Origin of the sequence: Microcoleus sp. S28C3 (assembly GCF_036700785.1) — a bacterium.
GTDB lineage: Bacteria > Cyanobacteriota > Cyanobacteriia > Cyanobacteriales > Microcoleaceae > Microcoleus > Microcoleus asticus.
In genome coordinates this window covers 1-15,018 of the sequence record NZ_JAUBPO010000009.1, presented here as the reverse complement: position 1 = coordinate 15,018, position 15,018 = coordinate 1, and the positions used below count along the sequence as shown (strand labels likewise).

Annotated in this window: 15 protein-coding genes; 9 read left to right on the top strand and 6 right to left on the bottom strand. The window is 45.1% G+C overall.

What is annotated here, in order from left to right:
- Nucleotides 1–16: 16 nt before the first annotated feature.
- From QUA13_RS04620 to QUA13_RS04610, 3 genes are all read right to left on the bottom strand, one after another.
- Nucleotides 17–1,021 (bottom strand): ABC transporter permease subunit, encoded by a 1,005-nt coding sequence (locus QUA13_RS04620; protein ID WP_333186216.1) that lies wholly within the window; start codon nucleotides 1,019–1,021, stop codon nucleotides 17–19.
- Nucleotides 1,018–2,610 carry a sugar ABC transporter ATP-binding protein gene (locus QUA13_RS04615; protein WP_333196995.1) on the bottom strand — a complete coding sequence of 531 codons (1,593 nt, stop codon included), beginning with the start codon at nucleotides 2,608–2,610 and terminating at the stop codon, nucleotides 1,018–1,020. The genes QUA13_RS04620 and QUA13_RS04615 overlap by 4 nt, the downstream gene beginning before the upstream one ends.
- A 127-nt stretch (nucleotides 2,611–2,737) precedes the next feature.
- On the bottom strand, nucleotides 2,738–3,784 hold the full coding sequence (locus tag QUA13_RS04610; protein WP_333196994.1) for an ABC transporter substrate-binding protein: 1,047 nt from the start codon (nucleotides 3,782–3,784) through the stop codon (nucleotides 2,738–2,740).
- Between the two features lie 762 nt (nucleotides 3,785–4,546).
- Between QUA13_RS04610 and QUA13_RS04605 the strand changes: the two genes are divergently transcribed.
- On the top strand, nucleotides 4,547–5,713 hold the full coding sequence (locus QUA13_RS04605) for a glycosyltransferase family 4 protein (protein WP_333196993.1): 1,167 nt from the start codon (nucleotides 4,547–4,549) through the stop codon (nucleotides 5,711–5,713).
- A gap of 106 nt (nucleotides 5,714–5,819) precedes the next feature.
- Entirely contained in the window at nucleotides 5,820–6,200 is a 381-nt protein-coding gene (locus QUA13_RS04600; protein ID WP_333186224.1) for a hypothetical protein, read from the top strand.
- Nucleotides 6,201–6,340: 140 nt separating this feature from the next.
- Here QUA13_RS04600 and QUA13_RS04595 read toward each other — a convergent pair whose 3' ends face one another.
- Nucleotides 6,341–6,589, bottom strand: coding sequence for a chlororespiratory reduction protein 7 (locus tag QUA13_RS04595; RefSeq protein ID WP_172184447.1), 249 nt, complete (start codon nucleotides 6,587–6,589; stop codon nucleotides 6,341–6,343).
- A 286-nt stretch (nucleotides 6,590–6,875) separates the two neighbouring features.
- Here QUA13_RS04595 and sir point away from each other — a divergent pair, with 286 nt between their 5' ends.
- The 4 genes from sir (at nucleotide 6,876) to QUA13_RS04575 (ending at nucleotide 11,165) form a co-directional block, all read left to right on the top strand.
- On the top strand, nucleotides 6,876–8,867 hold the full coding sequence (gene sir / locus QUA13_RS04590) for a sulfite reductase, ferredoxin dependent (RefSeq protein WP_333196991.1): 1,992 nt from the start codon (nucleotides 6,876–6,878) through the stop codon (nucleotides 8,865–8,867).
- A gap of 251 nt (nucleotides 8,868–9,118) precedes the next feature.
- Nucleotides 9,119–9,889 (top strand): 16S rRNA (uracil(1498)-N(3))-methyltransferase, encoded by a 771-nt coding sequence (locus QUA13_RS04585; protein WP_333196989.1) that lies wholly within the window; start codon nucleotides 9,119–9,121, stop codon nucleotides 9,887–9,889.
- Between the two features lie 47 nt (nucleotides 9,890–9,936).
- Nucleotides 9,937–10,359 (top strand): lysozyme inhibitor LprI family protein, encoded by a 423-nt coding sequence (locus tag QUA13_RS04580; RefSeq protein ID WP_333196987.1) that lies wholly within the window; start codon nucleotides 9,937–9,939, stop codon nucleotides 10,357–10,359.
- A gap of 53 nt (nucleotides 10,360–10,412) precedes the next feature.
- Nucleotides 10,413–11,165: a PPC domain-containing protein gene (locus QUA13_RS04575; RefSeq protein WP_333196984.1), complete on the top strand. Its 753-nt coding sequence runs from the start codon at nucleotides 10,413–10,415 to the stop codon at nucleotides 11,163–11,165.
- Between the two features lie 18 nt (nucleotides 11,166–11,183).
- Here QUA13_RS04575 and QUA13_RS04570 read toward each other — a convergent pair whose 3' ends face one another.
- Nucleotides 11,184–11,423: a YgiT-type zinc finger protein gene (locus tag QUA13_RS04570; protein WP_333196983.1), complete on the bottom strand. Its 240-nt coding sequence runs from the start codon at nucleotides 11,421–11,423 to the stop codon at nucleotides 11,184–11,186.
- Between the two features lie 108 nt (nucleotides 11,424–11,531).
- Here QUA13_RS04570 and QUA13_RS04565 point away from each other — a divergent pair, with 108 nt between their 5' ends.
- Nucleotides 11,532–12,689, top strand: coding sequence for a tetratricopeptide repeat protein (locus tag QUA13_RS04565; protein ID WP_333196982.1), 1,158 nt, complete (start codon nucleotides 11,532–11,534; stop codon nucleotides 12,687–12,689).
- Nucleotides 12,690–12,793: 104 nt separating this feature from the next.
- Here the strand turns inward: QUA13_RS04565 and QUA13_RS04560 are convergent, their stop codons facing one another.
- Nucleotides 12,794–13,303: a hypothetical protein gene (locus QUA13_RS04560; RefSeq protein WP_333196980.1), complete on the bottom strand. Its 510-nt coding sequence runs from the start codon at nucleotides 13,301–13,303 to the stop codon at nucleotides 12,794–12,796.
- Nucleotides 13,304–13,620: 317 nt separating this feature from the next.
- Here QUA13_RS04560 and QUA13_RS04555 point away from each other — a divergent pair, with 317 nt between their 5' ends.
- Both QUA13_RS04555 and QUA13_RS04550 read left to right on the top strand, forming a co-directional pair.
- Nucleotides 13,621–14,238, top strand: coding sequence for an alpha/beta fold hydrolase (locus QUA13_RS04555; RefSeq protein WP_333196978.1), 618 nt, complete (start codon nucleotides 13,621–13,623; stop codon nucleotides 14,236–14,238).
- A 2-nt stretch (nucleotides 14,239–14,240) separates the two neighbouring features.
- Nucleotides 14,241–14,849, top strand: a complete 609-nt coding sequence (locus QUA13_RS04550; protein WP_333196976.1) for an alpha/beta fold hydrolase — start codon at nucleotides 14,241–14,243, stop codon at nucleotides 14,847–14,849.
- Nucleotides 14,850–15,018 lie beyond the last annotated feature (169 nt).

Sequence of the window (15,018 nt, the reverse complement as noted above, 5' to 3'; positions counted from 1 at the left end):
GACCGAATTAGCAATATTACGCTGCGCTTGAACCGGTGCGAAGTTTGTCAATCGTCACTGCGATAATTATCACCAGACCTTTCACAACTAACTGCCAGAAGAAAGACACGTTCATGAGAGTTAGTCCATTGTTGAGCAGGGCAATAATTAAAGCCCCCAGCAAAGTACCCCAAATAGTGCCAATTCCACCTGTGAAACTGGTTCCTCCCAAAATTACAGCAGCGATCGCATCTAATTCGTAGCCTTGCCCTAACATCCCCGTCGCACTGTAGAGGCGCGACGCGCTCATAATTCCACCTAAACCAGAAAGCAACCCACTGACGCCATAGACAAATAACAGCACGCGACTAACCTTAATACCTGTCAATCGTGCTGCCCGAATGTTGCCTCCCACGGCGTAAATATGCCTTCCGAGAACAGTCCGCCGCAAAACAAACCAACTCGCTAAAACTGCGAGGAAAGCGATAATAACCAACCAGGGAATTGGGCCGACATAATTGTTACCTACCCAAGCAAAATTCAGATTTCTATTGATAACGGTAGTGCCGTTAGCTACTAAATAAGCAACTCCCCGCAAAGCTGTGTAAGAACCCAGGGTGACGATGAACGGAGGCAAACCTAAATAGGCAATTAGCGAGCCGTTAATTAATCCCAAAAATACTCCGGCTATTAACGCAGCCGGTACGGCAAACCAACCCAGACCTGGAACTAAGGAAACCAGCACGCCGACAACTGCCGTCACGCCCAAAATTGACCCAACAGAAAGGTCAATCCCGCCCGTCAAAATCACAAAAGTCATGCCTGTAGCTAGGACAATATTGATCGATGCTTGCCGAATGACATTGATCAAATTTCCTAAGGAAAGAAAGTTGGGCGTTACCAGGGAAAAAATTACACATATGGCCACCAAAATCGGCAGGATACCGGCAACTTGGATAAAATTTCTCCAAGCTTGAGCTTTACTTGTTTTCTGCCGATCGCTTGATTGATTTCTGGTGCTTTTTACTTCTGTTTGACTCATGATTTTTTTACCTCTGTTGCCCCGGTGGCATAAGCCATAATGTTCTCTTGCGTAATTGCTTCCCCAGTCGATCCGCCTACTTCACCGACGAGGCTTCCTGCTCGCATCACTAAGACGCGATCGCTCATTCCCACAATTTCCGGCAGTTCGCTGGAAATCATTAAAATACCTACGCCTTTGGCTGCCAAATCGCTAATAATTCGATAAATTTCGCTTTTGGCGCCAATGTCCACACCCCGCGTCGGTTCATCTAGTAAAAGTACCTTTGGGTTGATAGCCAACCAACGCGCTAGCAGCAACTTCTGCTGATTTCCCCCAGAAAGATCCATTGCCCTGATGCTCGGACTTGCAAGGCGAATCTGCAAATTATTAATAGCATCATTGACAATTCTCAACAGAAACTTTTCGTTAATAATGCCAGCTTTTGCTTCTCGATCGAGGACATTCATGGTAATATTCTCACCCGAACTAGCCTCTAAAAATAGTCCGAGAGCTTTGCGATCTTCTGGCACGTAAGCAATTCCGGCGGCCATTCCTTCATCGGGTGTCGAGACATTGAGATGACGACCTTCCAGTTTTATTTCACCGCTTACCTTCCGATCAGCACCAAAAATTAGGCGGGCAAGTTCTGTTCTGCCGGCGCCAACTAAACCCGCTAAACCCAAAATTTCGCCCGCATGAAGTTTAAAACTGGCCGGCTTTACTTTGTGACCGTCGCTTAAATTTGTTACCTCAAGAACTACTGCACCCGGTGTTATTTCATGCTTGTTTTCGTACAAATCCTGTAAAGAACGACCCACCATCATTTCCACCAGGCGTTCGGCCGAAATTTCGTGCTTTTCAAGAGAGCCAATATACCCGCCATCACGGATGACGCTCACGCGATCGGCAAGGGCATAAATTTCTGCCATTCTGTGGCTGATATAAATAATAGCAATGCCCTCATTCCGCAAGCGGCGAACCACTTCAAAAAGCTTATCTGTTTCGCGGTCTGAAAGCGCGGCCGTCGGCTCGTCCATCACTAAAATTCGGCTATTGTGTTTGAGCGCCCTAGCTATTTCCACTTGCTGCTGTTCGGCAATTGAAAGTGTCGAAACCAGGTCTCCAGCCTCAAAATTTGCATCGAGGTTTTTCAAGACCTCAGATGCCTTGCGCCGCATTTCATCTTGGTCTAAAAATGTACCTCCTTTCTTCAGCTCGCTGCCCATAAAAATGTTTTCAGCAACTGTCAGATTGGGGGCAAGATTGAGTTCTTGATAAATAATCGCTATCCCTAAATCTCTGGCTTGAGCGGGGTCTGTCATCTTAACAGCTTGACCGTCAATTCTGATTTCGCCTGCATCGGCTATGTAGGCTCCCGCCAGAATTTTCATCAGCGTACTTTTTCCCGCACCGTTTTCCCCCATGAGGGCGTGAACTTCACCCGGGTAAACGGTGATATTTACGTCGTGCAAGGCTGTAAAACCGTGAAAGGTTTTTTTAATACCTTGCATTTCGAGAACGGGCTTAGTTTTAATTGTATCTTGAGTGCTATTTACCATCGCAACTACCGTAATTTTATGCGACTTACAAGTCGAGGTTTGCTCCATTAGTTTGTGGAGTTAATGGCAGATATCTCTGTAGAGTGCCCCTTGGGCACCTTACCCCTAGCAATAGCCGAATGACTACTAAAAATAAGTAATTTCCCAAACAACTCGGTTTCCAGCGATTCCTAGTTTATTCACTTGTCCAGCCTTTATGTTGATTGACGTTTTCGCGAGTAATCAGCGCGACTGGAATCAGAATGTTCGGCTCGGCTGGCTTGTTTCCTTTGAGAATGTCGTTCCCGACTTCAACGGCCTTGGCTGCCATACGAAATGGATCTTGAGCTGCTGTAGCCACAAATAAACTGTTGTTCTGCTTGAGCGCATCTAAAGCTTCAGGTGCACCATCGACTCCCACAATAAAGAACTCGCTCCTTTGTGCCTGTTTGGCTGCTAATTCTGCACCAATGGCACAGGGGTCATTAATTGCAAAAACAGCATCAATTTTTGGGAAGGAAGTAAGCAAATCGCTCATGACTCTCAACCCGCCATCCCGGCTGCCTTCAGCGTTCTGATCTTTGGAAAGAACCTTGAGATTGGGATATTTGGAGAAGACACTCTGGCAACCCTGAACTCGCTCGACGACTGAAGCGACGGGAGGCCCGTTGATAATCACAACGCTGCCTTTTCCTTGCAAGCGATCGGCTATATATTGACAGCTTACTTCGCCAGCTTGCACGTTATTTGAAGTAACTGTGGCATCCACGCCTCCCTCGGCGCCGGTATCAACTGCAATTATCGGAATTCCGGCTTGCTTGGCTTTTTCGACAGCGGGTGCAATGCCTTTTGTGTCCGCAGCATTGAGTACAATCATGCTGACCTTAGAGGCAATAAAGTTTTCGATTTGATTAAATTGCTGATTTAAATCGTCGCCGCTGGAAACGAGAGTTGTCCTCACGTTTGCACCGCCGATTTTCTTGGCTTCGGCCTCAGCGCCCTTGCCAACTTGTACGAAGAATGGATTGCCGAGGTCGCGGACTGCTACAGCAACTGATGAAAGTTCGGAGCTGCTTGGTTGTATACTGTTTTGAGCGTTCTGGGAAGCTGCGGTGCAACTTGCCAGAGTGCTGCTGAGCAGACTAAAAAGACTGAGTGCGATCGTTACTCGTTTCACCTCAAACTCCAATGAATTCTCGTTTGGAGAGAGTCGCTCGTAAATATGACGTTGCCAACCTAACATTAGCTTTTGTTAGGTTTAAGCTCGAATACCTAATGTTTTAGGTGAGCGGCTTTTCTTTGTACGCGGTTGTACGAGATCGTGTTTATTTTCAGCTCGTAAAACTTTCTCGCTCGGCTCGCTAGACTACTTTTGTAAACGAAAAGATATGAATATTAATCTCTCTCCTCGATTCAAAAATAATCAACCATCTTAATTATTCTAATGCTTTCTGAGCATTAATTTTTTAGCAAGGCGTGAAAAAATTTTAGGAGAATATTTTAGACAAAATCTTTCAGAAATTGTTTTTTAAACCTGGCTGAGTCATATTTAATTTAACTCTCTATGTTGCTGATTATAACAGTTACATACTGGCTCTATATCTATCTTTAGATAGACCATACTTTCACCAAAAACTAAAAATGCGATCGCCTCGATCGCCACCGATCTGCTAATCCACACTCTGGTCACACGCGCCGCACCAACTCAATAAATCTTAAATTTTGCTTGGGGTAGGATATTGTAAAAAATCATTAAGCTTACAGTCAATAACGGTAGATCATAGTAAACTGAAAGCAAAGCTTCGCGCTCACCCATGCAGCTAGTTAAAAAGCGCTAGTTAAAAAGCATATCGCCGCTCAAAACCAACGGTGAGAGTAGATAAGTCCAATATTTGGCTGTAAAACCTGCAACTACAGTCATATTGACATGGTTTAAAAGCTCTGGACAATGGCGATCGCCCTTTTTTGCCAAGTTACTCTACAGCAATAATTGTCTGCGCTGTCAATGCCTAAATCTGAGATGCGATCGACAAATTACCTATTCTGTTTCCTAGAAATATTTGCCAGCGAAGGCGGCATTCAATCCTACGTTAAAGACATTTTCAAAGCTTACTTGTCAATAACTGCAAGGACAAACTCGCCACCGCAAGCTGAAGTTTTGCTGTTGCGAGATTCCCCAGACTGCAACAATGCTTACGAGTCAAAAAATCTCAAATTTTATTACCTCAAAACCGAGAATCCCTGGTTTGGCCGTCTTAAGTTTGCTACAGTATTACTAACTCGCTTGCTGCAAAAACGACCGGAACGGGTTTTTTGCGGTCACATCAAACTCGCACCGCTAATCCAAACTTTATGCCACCCGCTGGGAATTCCCTACACGATTTTAACTTACGGCAAGGAAGTGTGGGAACCGCTTCCGCCCAAATATCAAACAGCAATGAGACAAGCTGAGAGTATTTGGACTATTAGCGGGTACACGCGCGATCGCACTTGCGAAATTAACAGCTTAAATCCCGAAAAATTCCAAATAGTGCCTTGTACTGTAGATGTAAATATATTTACGACTGGGCCGAAGCCACAGGATTTATTAGAGCAGTACAATTTGGTTGGTGCTAAAATATTGATGACTGTAGCCAGATTGCGATCGACGGATATTTACAAAGGCATCGATGTCACAATTCAAGCTTTGCCGCAAATAGCCAAAACTTTTCCGAATGTGAAATACTTAGTTATTGGACGCGGAGACGATCGATCTAGATTAGCCAAACTCGCCGATGATTTGGGAGTTACCGAAAGAGTAATATTTGCGGGTTTTGTACCGACAGAAAATTTAGCAGAACATTACCAGTTGGCCGATGCTTATGTAATGCCCTCCCAGGAAGGGTTCGGTATAGTTTATTTGGAAGCGCTGGCTTGCGGAGTACCCGTACTCGCGGGAGACGCGGACGGGTCGGCCGATCCGCTGCAAGATGGTAAACTGGGATGGAGAGTTCCCCACCGAGATTCGGCAGCAGTAGCGGTTGCTTGTGTGGAAATGCTGCGAGGGGAGGATAAAAGGTGCGATCGCCACTGGTTGAGGGAACAAACCCTCGCAAGATTTAGTTTTGAATCCCTTTGTCAATCCTTACAAGGAATTTTTCAACCCTCTGACTCAGATCAACTTATGCCGTAGAGAGCGGTTTCTGGGTGTACAATGGGAAAATTAACTCGATCGACCGCCTGAATTTCTGAGTAGGATAGAGTTATGCCTACCTGCAAAGACACCCAAGGAGACCACCGTGAACCAAGGCACCCCCAAAATATCTTTCAAGCTACCCCGTATTAGCAATTGGCTGATACTGCTGGGCATCGCGTGTTTGTTGGTGTCAATTGGTTTGGGTTGGATAGTTAAATCAGTGTTGATTGTAGTAGCTTTTTTGTTGCTGACGCCTGTGGTCGCATTTTTCGCGCTTCAGTGGTGGCTGAAACGCAATTTAATTCAGGACAAGTGTCCAGTTTGTCAATACGAATTTCCAGCTTTAAATCAAACTCAGTTTCAGTGTGCCAACTGCGGCGAACCTCTGAAAATAGAAGAAGGTCATTTTAGTCGCTTGACACCGCCCGGTACGATCGATGTTACCGCAGTTGAAGTATCATCGGTTCAACAGTTAGAAGATTAACCGATTTTAGATTTTAGATTTTAGATTTTGGATTGAAGAATTGAAGAATTGTTGACTGTTACCAATTCCGAATTTCCGATGCCTGATACTTCGACTACGCTCAGTATAAGTGCCCAATTCGCAGTTCTGCATTCCCAAAATTACTTTTCCAAGCGCACAGCGTACCACTGCAAAAATTTTCCAGGCCCGACATCTAATTCACAATAAGTATCAATTAAATACTTGGCTTGAGCTTCCACGCCAGATATTTTATCCACGTCCTGCGGCAAATCTTCGTGTTTCTCGGTTAACACGGCTTTCAGCTTTTCTAACAGTTCCGCCGCAGTCAAAAACTGCTCTGACTGGTTTGTTTCTAAGACCACAAAGGTGTCTTCGTCATACAGTGACATAGTTTCAAAGGTTGAGGTTAATTATTTCTAAAGTTTCGTAAACTTAAGCGAGCGAAAGTATAAACTCTTAATTACAATTTTTCAGCCCCCGCTCGATCGTGTTACAATTAAGCACCATCAGAATTCCTAGCGGATTACCGTTATTAACTTAGTTGTTAACCGAGTTGTCAACAGATCCGACACAGCATTTCTGAGGAGATTTGTCAAGTGCAAATTTGTCAAGTGTCACATTGTCAAGAAATATTCGATCGGCTGTATCTAATTATAACTGGCACTATACATTCCCATGATCACATCTTCCACTTCAACCCCTGTTGCGCGCAAACCCTCTAAATCAGAAGGTCTCAAAGAACGCAGCAACTATTTACGAGAACCCGTTGCGACTGAACTGTTACAAGAAACTACCCACTTCACCGAAGACGGGATTCAGATTCTCAAATTTCACGGCTCGTACCAGCAAGACAACCGCGACAATCGAGTTAAAGGACAAGAAAAAGACTATCAGTTCATGCTCCGCACCCGCAATCCCGGCGGGTTCACTCCACCGCAATTATATCTAGCCTTAGACAAGCTATCTGAAGAATACGGCAACCACACCATCCGCGTTACAACGCGCCAAGGTTTCCAACTTCACGGGGTGTTGAAAAAAAATCTTAAAGCAGTGTTTTCCTCAATTATTAAAAATATGGGGTCAACCTTGGGAGCTTGCGGCGACTTGAACCGCAACGTCATGGCACCGCCAGCACCGTACAAAAATAGCCCAGAATACAAGTATGCGCTGGAATACGCCAACAATGTCGCCGATTTGCTGACGCCGCAAACCGGTGCTTATTACGAAATTTGGCTGGACGGCGAAAAAGCTGTTTCGGCCGAGGAAGACCCCGCAGTGAAGGCGGCGAGACAGAAAAACGGCAACGGCACAATTTTTAACGACGACAAAGAAGAACCAATTTACGGCAGCCATTATATGCCGCGCAAGTTCAAGTGTTCCGTCACCGTGCCGGGAGACAATTCAATTGACTTGTACTCTCAGGATTTGAGCTTGGTGGTAATTACCAATGAAGCTGGCGAGTTGCAAGGTTTTGATGTGTTTGCTGGCGGCGGTTTGGGCCGCACTCACAACAAAGAAGAGACTTTTGCGCGGGTTGCTGACGAGATTTGCTATGTTGCCAAGGATGATGTTTACGATTTGGTCAAGGCAATTGTAGCAACCCAAAGAGATTACGGCGATCGCACAGACAGACGGCACGCGCGGCTGAAGTACCTGATTAACGACAAAGGCGTACACTGGTTCCGCGAAAAAGTAGCCGAATATTTTGGCAAGCCCCTAGAAGCCTTTAAACCGCTGCCTGAGTGGAAGTATTTGGATTTCTTGGGCTGGAACGAACAAGGAGACGGCAAACTGTTTGTCGGCATTTCTGTGGATAATGGCCGGATCAAGGATGAAGGTTCATTTCAGCTAAAAACGGCTTTGCGGGAAATTGTGCAGAAGTACAACTTGCCGGTACGGGCGACGCCACACCAAAACGTGCTGATTTACGATATTTCGCCGGATATCAAACAGGAAATTCAGGGAATACTCGATCGATGCGGCATTCAGCGAGAAACTGCGATCGACCCCTTAGAGCGTTATGCAATGGCGTGTCCGGCAATGCCGACTTGCGGGCTGGCGATTACCGAGTCTGAGCGCGTGATGCCGAGTATTTTAGAGCGGATTCGGGCACTTTTGACCAAAGTGGGCTTGGAAGACGAGCATTTGGTGGTGCGGATGACAGGTTGCCCAAATGGATGCGCCCGCCCTTATATGGCAGAATTGGGGTTTGTCGGGAGTTCGCCGGAATCCTACCAGATTTGGCTGGGCGGTTCTCCCGAGCAAACGCGGCTGGCAAAACCAATTGAGGAAAAGCTGCACGTAAAGGATTTTGAAGCTTTTCTGGAGCCGGTTTTTGTTTATTTCAAGCAAAAACGGCAACTGAGCGAGAGTTTTGGCAATTTTTGCGATCGCGTCGGGTTAGAATCTATCCGTCAATTTGTAACCAACTACCAATCTACTGACTCGATGACAACTGAGATTAATGATTTAGATGTTACGTCTAGTAACGATGACGGGAACGAGACTGCCGCTGCTAGCGGTGGCAAAGTCCGCCGTCGAATTAGCGTCCGCGATGAAATCTACAACGAGCTCAAGGAAGAAGCTGCCCGTCAGGGCAAGCCGATTACACAGCTAGCTACAGAAGCGATTTCTACTTATTTAAAAAAGATTAAGGAGGAAGCATAAGCTGATTTTCAATTTGTGATTTTCGATTGTATTCAATAGACTTCTGGCAAAAGTAATATAAAGGCAGAGCATTTGCAGAAAAAAACTTGAATTTGTAAGATAATTCCGGTTGTAGATGCTCTGCCTTTATTATTTTTGAGCGGTTGAAACCCCGCTTGCCTATATCTTCTCTTTTTCTCTTCCTCTGCGTTCTCTGCGTTCTCTGCGGTTAAATAAAAAAATATATTAAGGAAAGAGCAATCCCAAATTTAATGGCTCAATTACAAAGATTAGCAGTTAGTCCCACTCAAATTTGCGATCGCAAAATCGACTTAACTAGAGAACAGCAGCATTATTTAAACCGAGTGCTGCGTTTGAGTGAGGGCGATCGATTTATTGCGATGGACGGCCGGGGACATTGGTGGTGTGCCGTCCTAGAAGCGCGGGAAACCGGGTTATTTGCCTCGATAGCAGAGGAGATTTCTGTGAACAGGGAGCTACCCGTGGAAGTAACTTTGATGGCGGCTTTGCCCAAGGGAAACGGCTTTGATGAGGTTGTGAGACAGGCGACGGAGTTGGGTGTGGCAAGTATTGTTCCGGTGACGAGCGATCGAACTTTGCTCAAACCAAGTGCTCAAAAGGTCGATCGGTGGAGAAGGATTGCTGCGGAGGCGGCAGAACAGTCGGAACGTCAATTTGTGCCGACGATTTTAGAGTCTGTTTCGTTTGATATTGCTGTGAAAGATTGCGGTCAAAAAAAACGATTTATCTGTGTTGCTCGCGGGGACAATCGGCATTTGTGGGATTGTTTGTTGGGTAATTTAGAACCCCCCCAGCCCCCCTTGTTAAGGAGGGAGCAAGAACAAGAGGAATTAGCGATTGTGATTGCTGTTGGGCCGGAGGGTGGATGGACTGATGGTGAGGTGGAAAGGGCGATCGAATTTGGTTTTGAAGCTGTTTCTTTGGGGAGTAGAATTCTCAGGGCGGTGACTGCGCCGATTGTGGCTTTGTCTTTAGTTGGAGCGGCATTTGAGAAGTGCTAATATCAACAAATAACAAATAATTCATAAAATAGGTGAGTTGACGGGCAATGAAAATAGAGTTGAGAAAAGATATATCACCCTTTTGGTTGATCGCGCTTTTGGCAATTTTCGTCGGTACAACATCAGTTTCTGCACAATCTCCTAGCTTTCCCATTGCTCAACAGATTAATTGCGATCGCCCGCAAGGAGATGCGCAAGTCAGAACTTGTATTCGGTTGAGGTATGAAGCCTCGGATCAACGACTGAACGAGGTTTACAAACAACTGATGTCCCAATTGAGCGGCGAAGAGCGATCGCCACTTTCCGAAGCACAATTAGGATGGATTAAGTTAAGAGATAAAACCTGTGAATTTGAAGTTTATAAAAGTCGTGGCGGTACGGGTTATGGAGGTTTCCTCAATGAATGTTTGGATCGCATGACTAAACAGCGCACTGTGGAACTAGAACAGTATTTAATAAAACAGAGATAAAATACGAAGTAGACAGTGCAACACCTGACAATAATAAATAGAAACAAGTATTTATGAAAAGCCGATCGCCCTTCACCCTCGCCCTCACGATCATCTCAGCAATTGTAACCACCACCGTCCCAGCAGTTTTCGCCCAGCCACAGCCATCGGCCAACGAAATCTACATCGATAAAAATTGCCAGCGCAACCAGCAACTACCGCAACTTGAAAGATTCACTATCTTTAGCCGAAACGAATTTACAACTAACGGTCAAAACTACTGGTTCTACGCAGCCCGCTATCAAGACGGAGCCGTGCTTTTCTGTACCTCAAAACCCAACTTCAACCAACCTAAACCTCTAACAGCTAAAGAAATACAATCCCAATTTATTGACAAAATAGTCCGAGATCCCAACAACAAAACAGGCTTTATCATTGCAGTCAGAGAAGGAAATGGCCCCGGGGCCCCCGTGACAAATTACGGCTTAAATTTGAGCAATGTCGATCGACCAAAACTCACATCCCTTTCCATCCTACAGCGCCGAGAAACATTAAAAGAAGGCGAATCCCGCCAACACACATTTCAAGGACGGGCAGGTCAATCTATTACGATCGACCTCAAAAGCAGAGCATTCGACCACAACATAACACTGTTCGACACCAGCGACAAAATTATTGCCGAAAAAACAGGCAACTCCCAGAATGGCCGAGAGTCTCAACTCACCGTAAAATTGCCTAGTAACGGCACTTATAAAATAGTTGTTAAAGGAGGCGATCGCACAAGCAAAGGTTCCTACAGCTTAACCATTAATTCCAATCAGCTTTAACTGAACTTTAACCAACCCCTAAGCAAATTCAAAAACAGGTGTTTCAATCACCCTAGTCGGCTTTCTATCTTCCCAAATCATCTTCTGCAACTGTTCCACAGTTTCAGGCGAAAAAAAACGCTCTCCCGTTTCCAAACACACTCTAGCAGGAACATTTTCAATAATAATAAACTTACCATTGATTTCAAGCGTATAAGTTACTTTTTGTTCCACCATTGTTTCTTGCAATTTGACACGTATTTTTTCAATGATTGTCATAGTTTCATATCATATCTATAAGTTAACACAAGAGCCAAAGTTGTTAACCAGTGGCGGAACCAACCAAACATCAGCCAAGATAGAAACAACGCCATTCCCGCAACCGCCATGACAGATATCAACCAAATAGCCGCCGCCCTAGATGGCAAAGAGTACAAACAAGCCGCCCAACTCATCAAACAACTGCAAAAAGAATCCCCCGAAAATCCGTGGGTGCAATACTACATCGGCCGTTACTACGAACTCACCAACAACCTCGAAAAAGCCCAAACAACCTACAAACAAATACTCCGCGACATTACCAACCCCAAAATCGTCTCCCAGACCCGCCAAGGCATTCAACGGATTGAAATCGCACAACAAAACGTCCGCCAACAAGCCATAGAAACCGCCAAAAACGACCCCAGCAACCTCGAACCGGGACTCCTCATCCTCGAACCAGTTAGCCCCGAAAACAAACCCGCAGCCATTCAAAATATCAGCAGAATCTTCAAAATCGACGCATACACAACCCGGATGCAAATCCAAAGCCGCGGCTGGAGACTATACAAAACTGGTCCCATTGCCGAACTCCGAATTTACGGTCAAGAACTCCTCAACGCCGGCATTCCCGTATTTTGGGCCACCCTAACCGATATTCAAAAAATCCAAATCTTCCGAGTGCAACACTTCAAGTCTCTCTCTTCCCCAGCCGTTGTTTGCAAAGATCAACTCGACCGACTCGGTGCGATCGAATTTAACTGGTCAGAAGTTAGCCAAAGAGTAGAAGGCTTGTTGCCGATGTTCATCGAAGTCATGGACTACTCACCCAACCGAAGAACCGAGCAATTTCGCCACAGAGAAATCAGGCAAGATTACGCTCAAATCTGTGACTTGCACATTCCCAGCAGAAACTGCATTCTGCGAATTTGCGACCAAAGTTACGAATTTCAACAAGGAGTTGACTTCACCAAAGCTTCTGCCGATTTCCCCAGTTCACCGAACCCGAAAAACAAAAAATCCAGAGTCAAAAACTCTCAACAGATTCCTCAAAGTACCACCAGAATTAACTGGAATCATTTACTGGAAATATTCGATCGCCAGCTTGACGTTACAGTTTGGTCAGAATTTACGCCCTTTGCCGAGACAGTGCTCGATTACACTAATATGTTGAGCAAGATCGAATCTCATATAGAAGTCGATCGCAAATCCGAAACTCCTTGGGACTCAGCTTTTCACCTATACAGCGGATTAGCCTTCCTCAGAAACCAAGAAAATAGGGAATAGAACAAAGAGTTAAAATTAAAAATCAGGAATCCCATTTTTAATTATTTAACGCCAGCATTGGGAAGTATCCAATGCCCAATTCCCTATTATCAATTCCCAATTTCCTACTTCGTTTTCACCTGACGAGCCATTTCCCGAAAATTGTTCATGCTGGGGCCAGGGCTCCGACGACTTGCATTTGATGTCGGCATTAAATTATTAGGAGCAAAAGTCCGAATCGGTTCAGCTTGACTCGGAACTTTCCCGTTATTTGCTGCCGCAGCAGGTACCTTCGCGGGTTCTGGAGCATTAGCAGGAACGCTAGCGGCTGGTTCCTTTTCTTTTTCTTTCTTAGACTTTTTCTCTACCTTAGCCTTTTTAGCTGGTTCAGACTTCTCAGACTTCTCAGACTTCTCAGACTTCTCAGACTTAACAGGCTCAACTTTTGCCGGTGCGATCGCAGCAGTCTCAGCTTTCTTGGCAACAGCAGTTTCAACCTTCGCAGGCTCAACTTTTGCTGGTTCCTTCGCTCCGGACTCGCCCAAATCTAGGAAATATTCAGACTTTTTCAAGCCCAAGAGTCTGCCGAAAAAGCCGAAAATACCGCCGAAGAAATTTTTGATAAAACCAAACATTAGACTTACTCCTTTTGTTCTTTTAGAGAAATTTGTACAAGCTTGTCAACAAAGTTAGATTACGAGGTAAGGCAACTTTTGTCTACATTTATTAATCAAAATTTACATTTTGCTTTATTTAAGCTACCTCATCCAAGCAAATTTTAGGTATAAATACTAGGACAGCTTTGCACTTATTTACAAGTATCTCAGAATTTGTTAGCGATTCCCACTAATTGCCGATCGTACCTCGATCCGATTCGCTAGCTGTCCTAGTAGGGGTAAAAGTCCCTAGGGGAGTGGTTTATGCTGTAATCAGCAAGCAATTTTCCCCTAAAATGAACAGTTCGCTCGATCGAAATCCCGTCATCCTCATACACGGCATCTGGGACACAAAGATGATTTTCAGCCAAATGTCCGCCCGCCTCACCCAACTCGGATGGTCAGTCCACAGCCTCAATCTCACCCCCAACGACGGCAGCCTCAGCCTCGACTTACTGGCCAAGCAACTCGCAGACTACATCTCTGAAAACTTCGATCCAGAACAATCTTTAGACATAGTAGGCTACAGCATGGGGGGCATCGTCAGCCGCTACTACGTCCAGCGACTCGGAGGAATCAACCGCGTACAGCGTTTCATCACCCTATCTTCCCCTCACCACGGCACCCTCACAGCCTATTCCCTACGCCTACCAGGATACCTGGATATGCGCCCCGATAGTGGCTTGCTGCGCGATTTGAATCAAGATGTGACCATGCTCAAACGCATAAACTTTACATCAATGTGGACGCCATTTGACATAATGATTGTACCCTCAAACAGCTCCCAAATGCCAGTAGGTAAAGAAGTTAAAGTCAACGTTTTGCTGCACCGCAAAATGGTGACAGAACCCCTAAGTATTAACGCATTAGTTGAAGAACTCAAAGCACCTATTAAAAATAAAATTCCCACTTAACAATGAATAGCAATTTCAGCCGCAATCCAGTCTTGCTAATTCACGGAATCTTCAGAAAATCGGGAATTTTTAACAAAATGTCTGCCTACCTCACCCAACTGGGATGGTCTGTCTACACCCTCAATCTCTCGCCCCATTGGGGCAACGCCAGCATAGACGAATTAGCCCAACAAATAGCAGATTATATAGACAAAACCTTTGCACCCGAACAGCATTTAGATATAGTAGGATTGAGCATGGGCGGTTTAGTAACTCGCTACTACCTGCAAAGGTTAGGCGGCATTAACCGAGTGCAGCGCTTTATTGCCATATCTTCTCCTCACAGCGGTACTTGGATGGCTTACACTCTCTGGGGAAAAGGCTGCGTTCAAATGCGTCCTGGTAGTGCTTTTCTGGAAGATTTAAATCGAGATGCTGCCTTGTTGGAAAAGCTTAATTTTACTTCGATTTGGACAGATTGGGATTTCATAATCGTACCGGCTTCTAGTTCCCAAATATCTGCTGCCAAAGAAGTAAAATTGTCTATTTTTGCCCATGCCATGATGGCGAGGCATTCCAGCAGTTTAAAAGCGGTCGCTGAAGCGCTGTCACAACCATTTAAAAATCAATAAACTTATTGCATAAATCTTTGATTTATAGGGAAATCGCACATCAACGAAGATGAAATGCAGAGGTATTTTAAGATAGTTTGCAATATTGTCTAATGGTAATTGCTCAACCCCCTTGACAAGAAGACGAGATAGACATTAGATCGAGGAATGGAAAAACTCCCCGACTTAA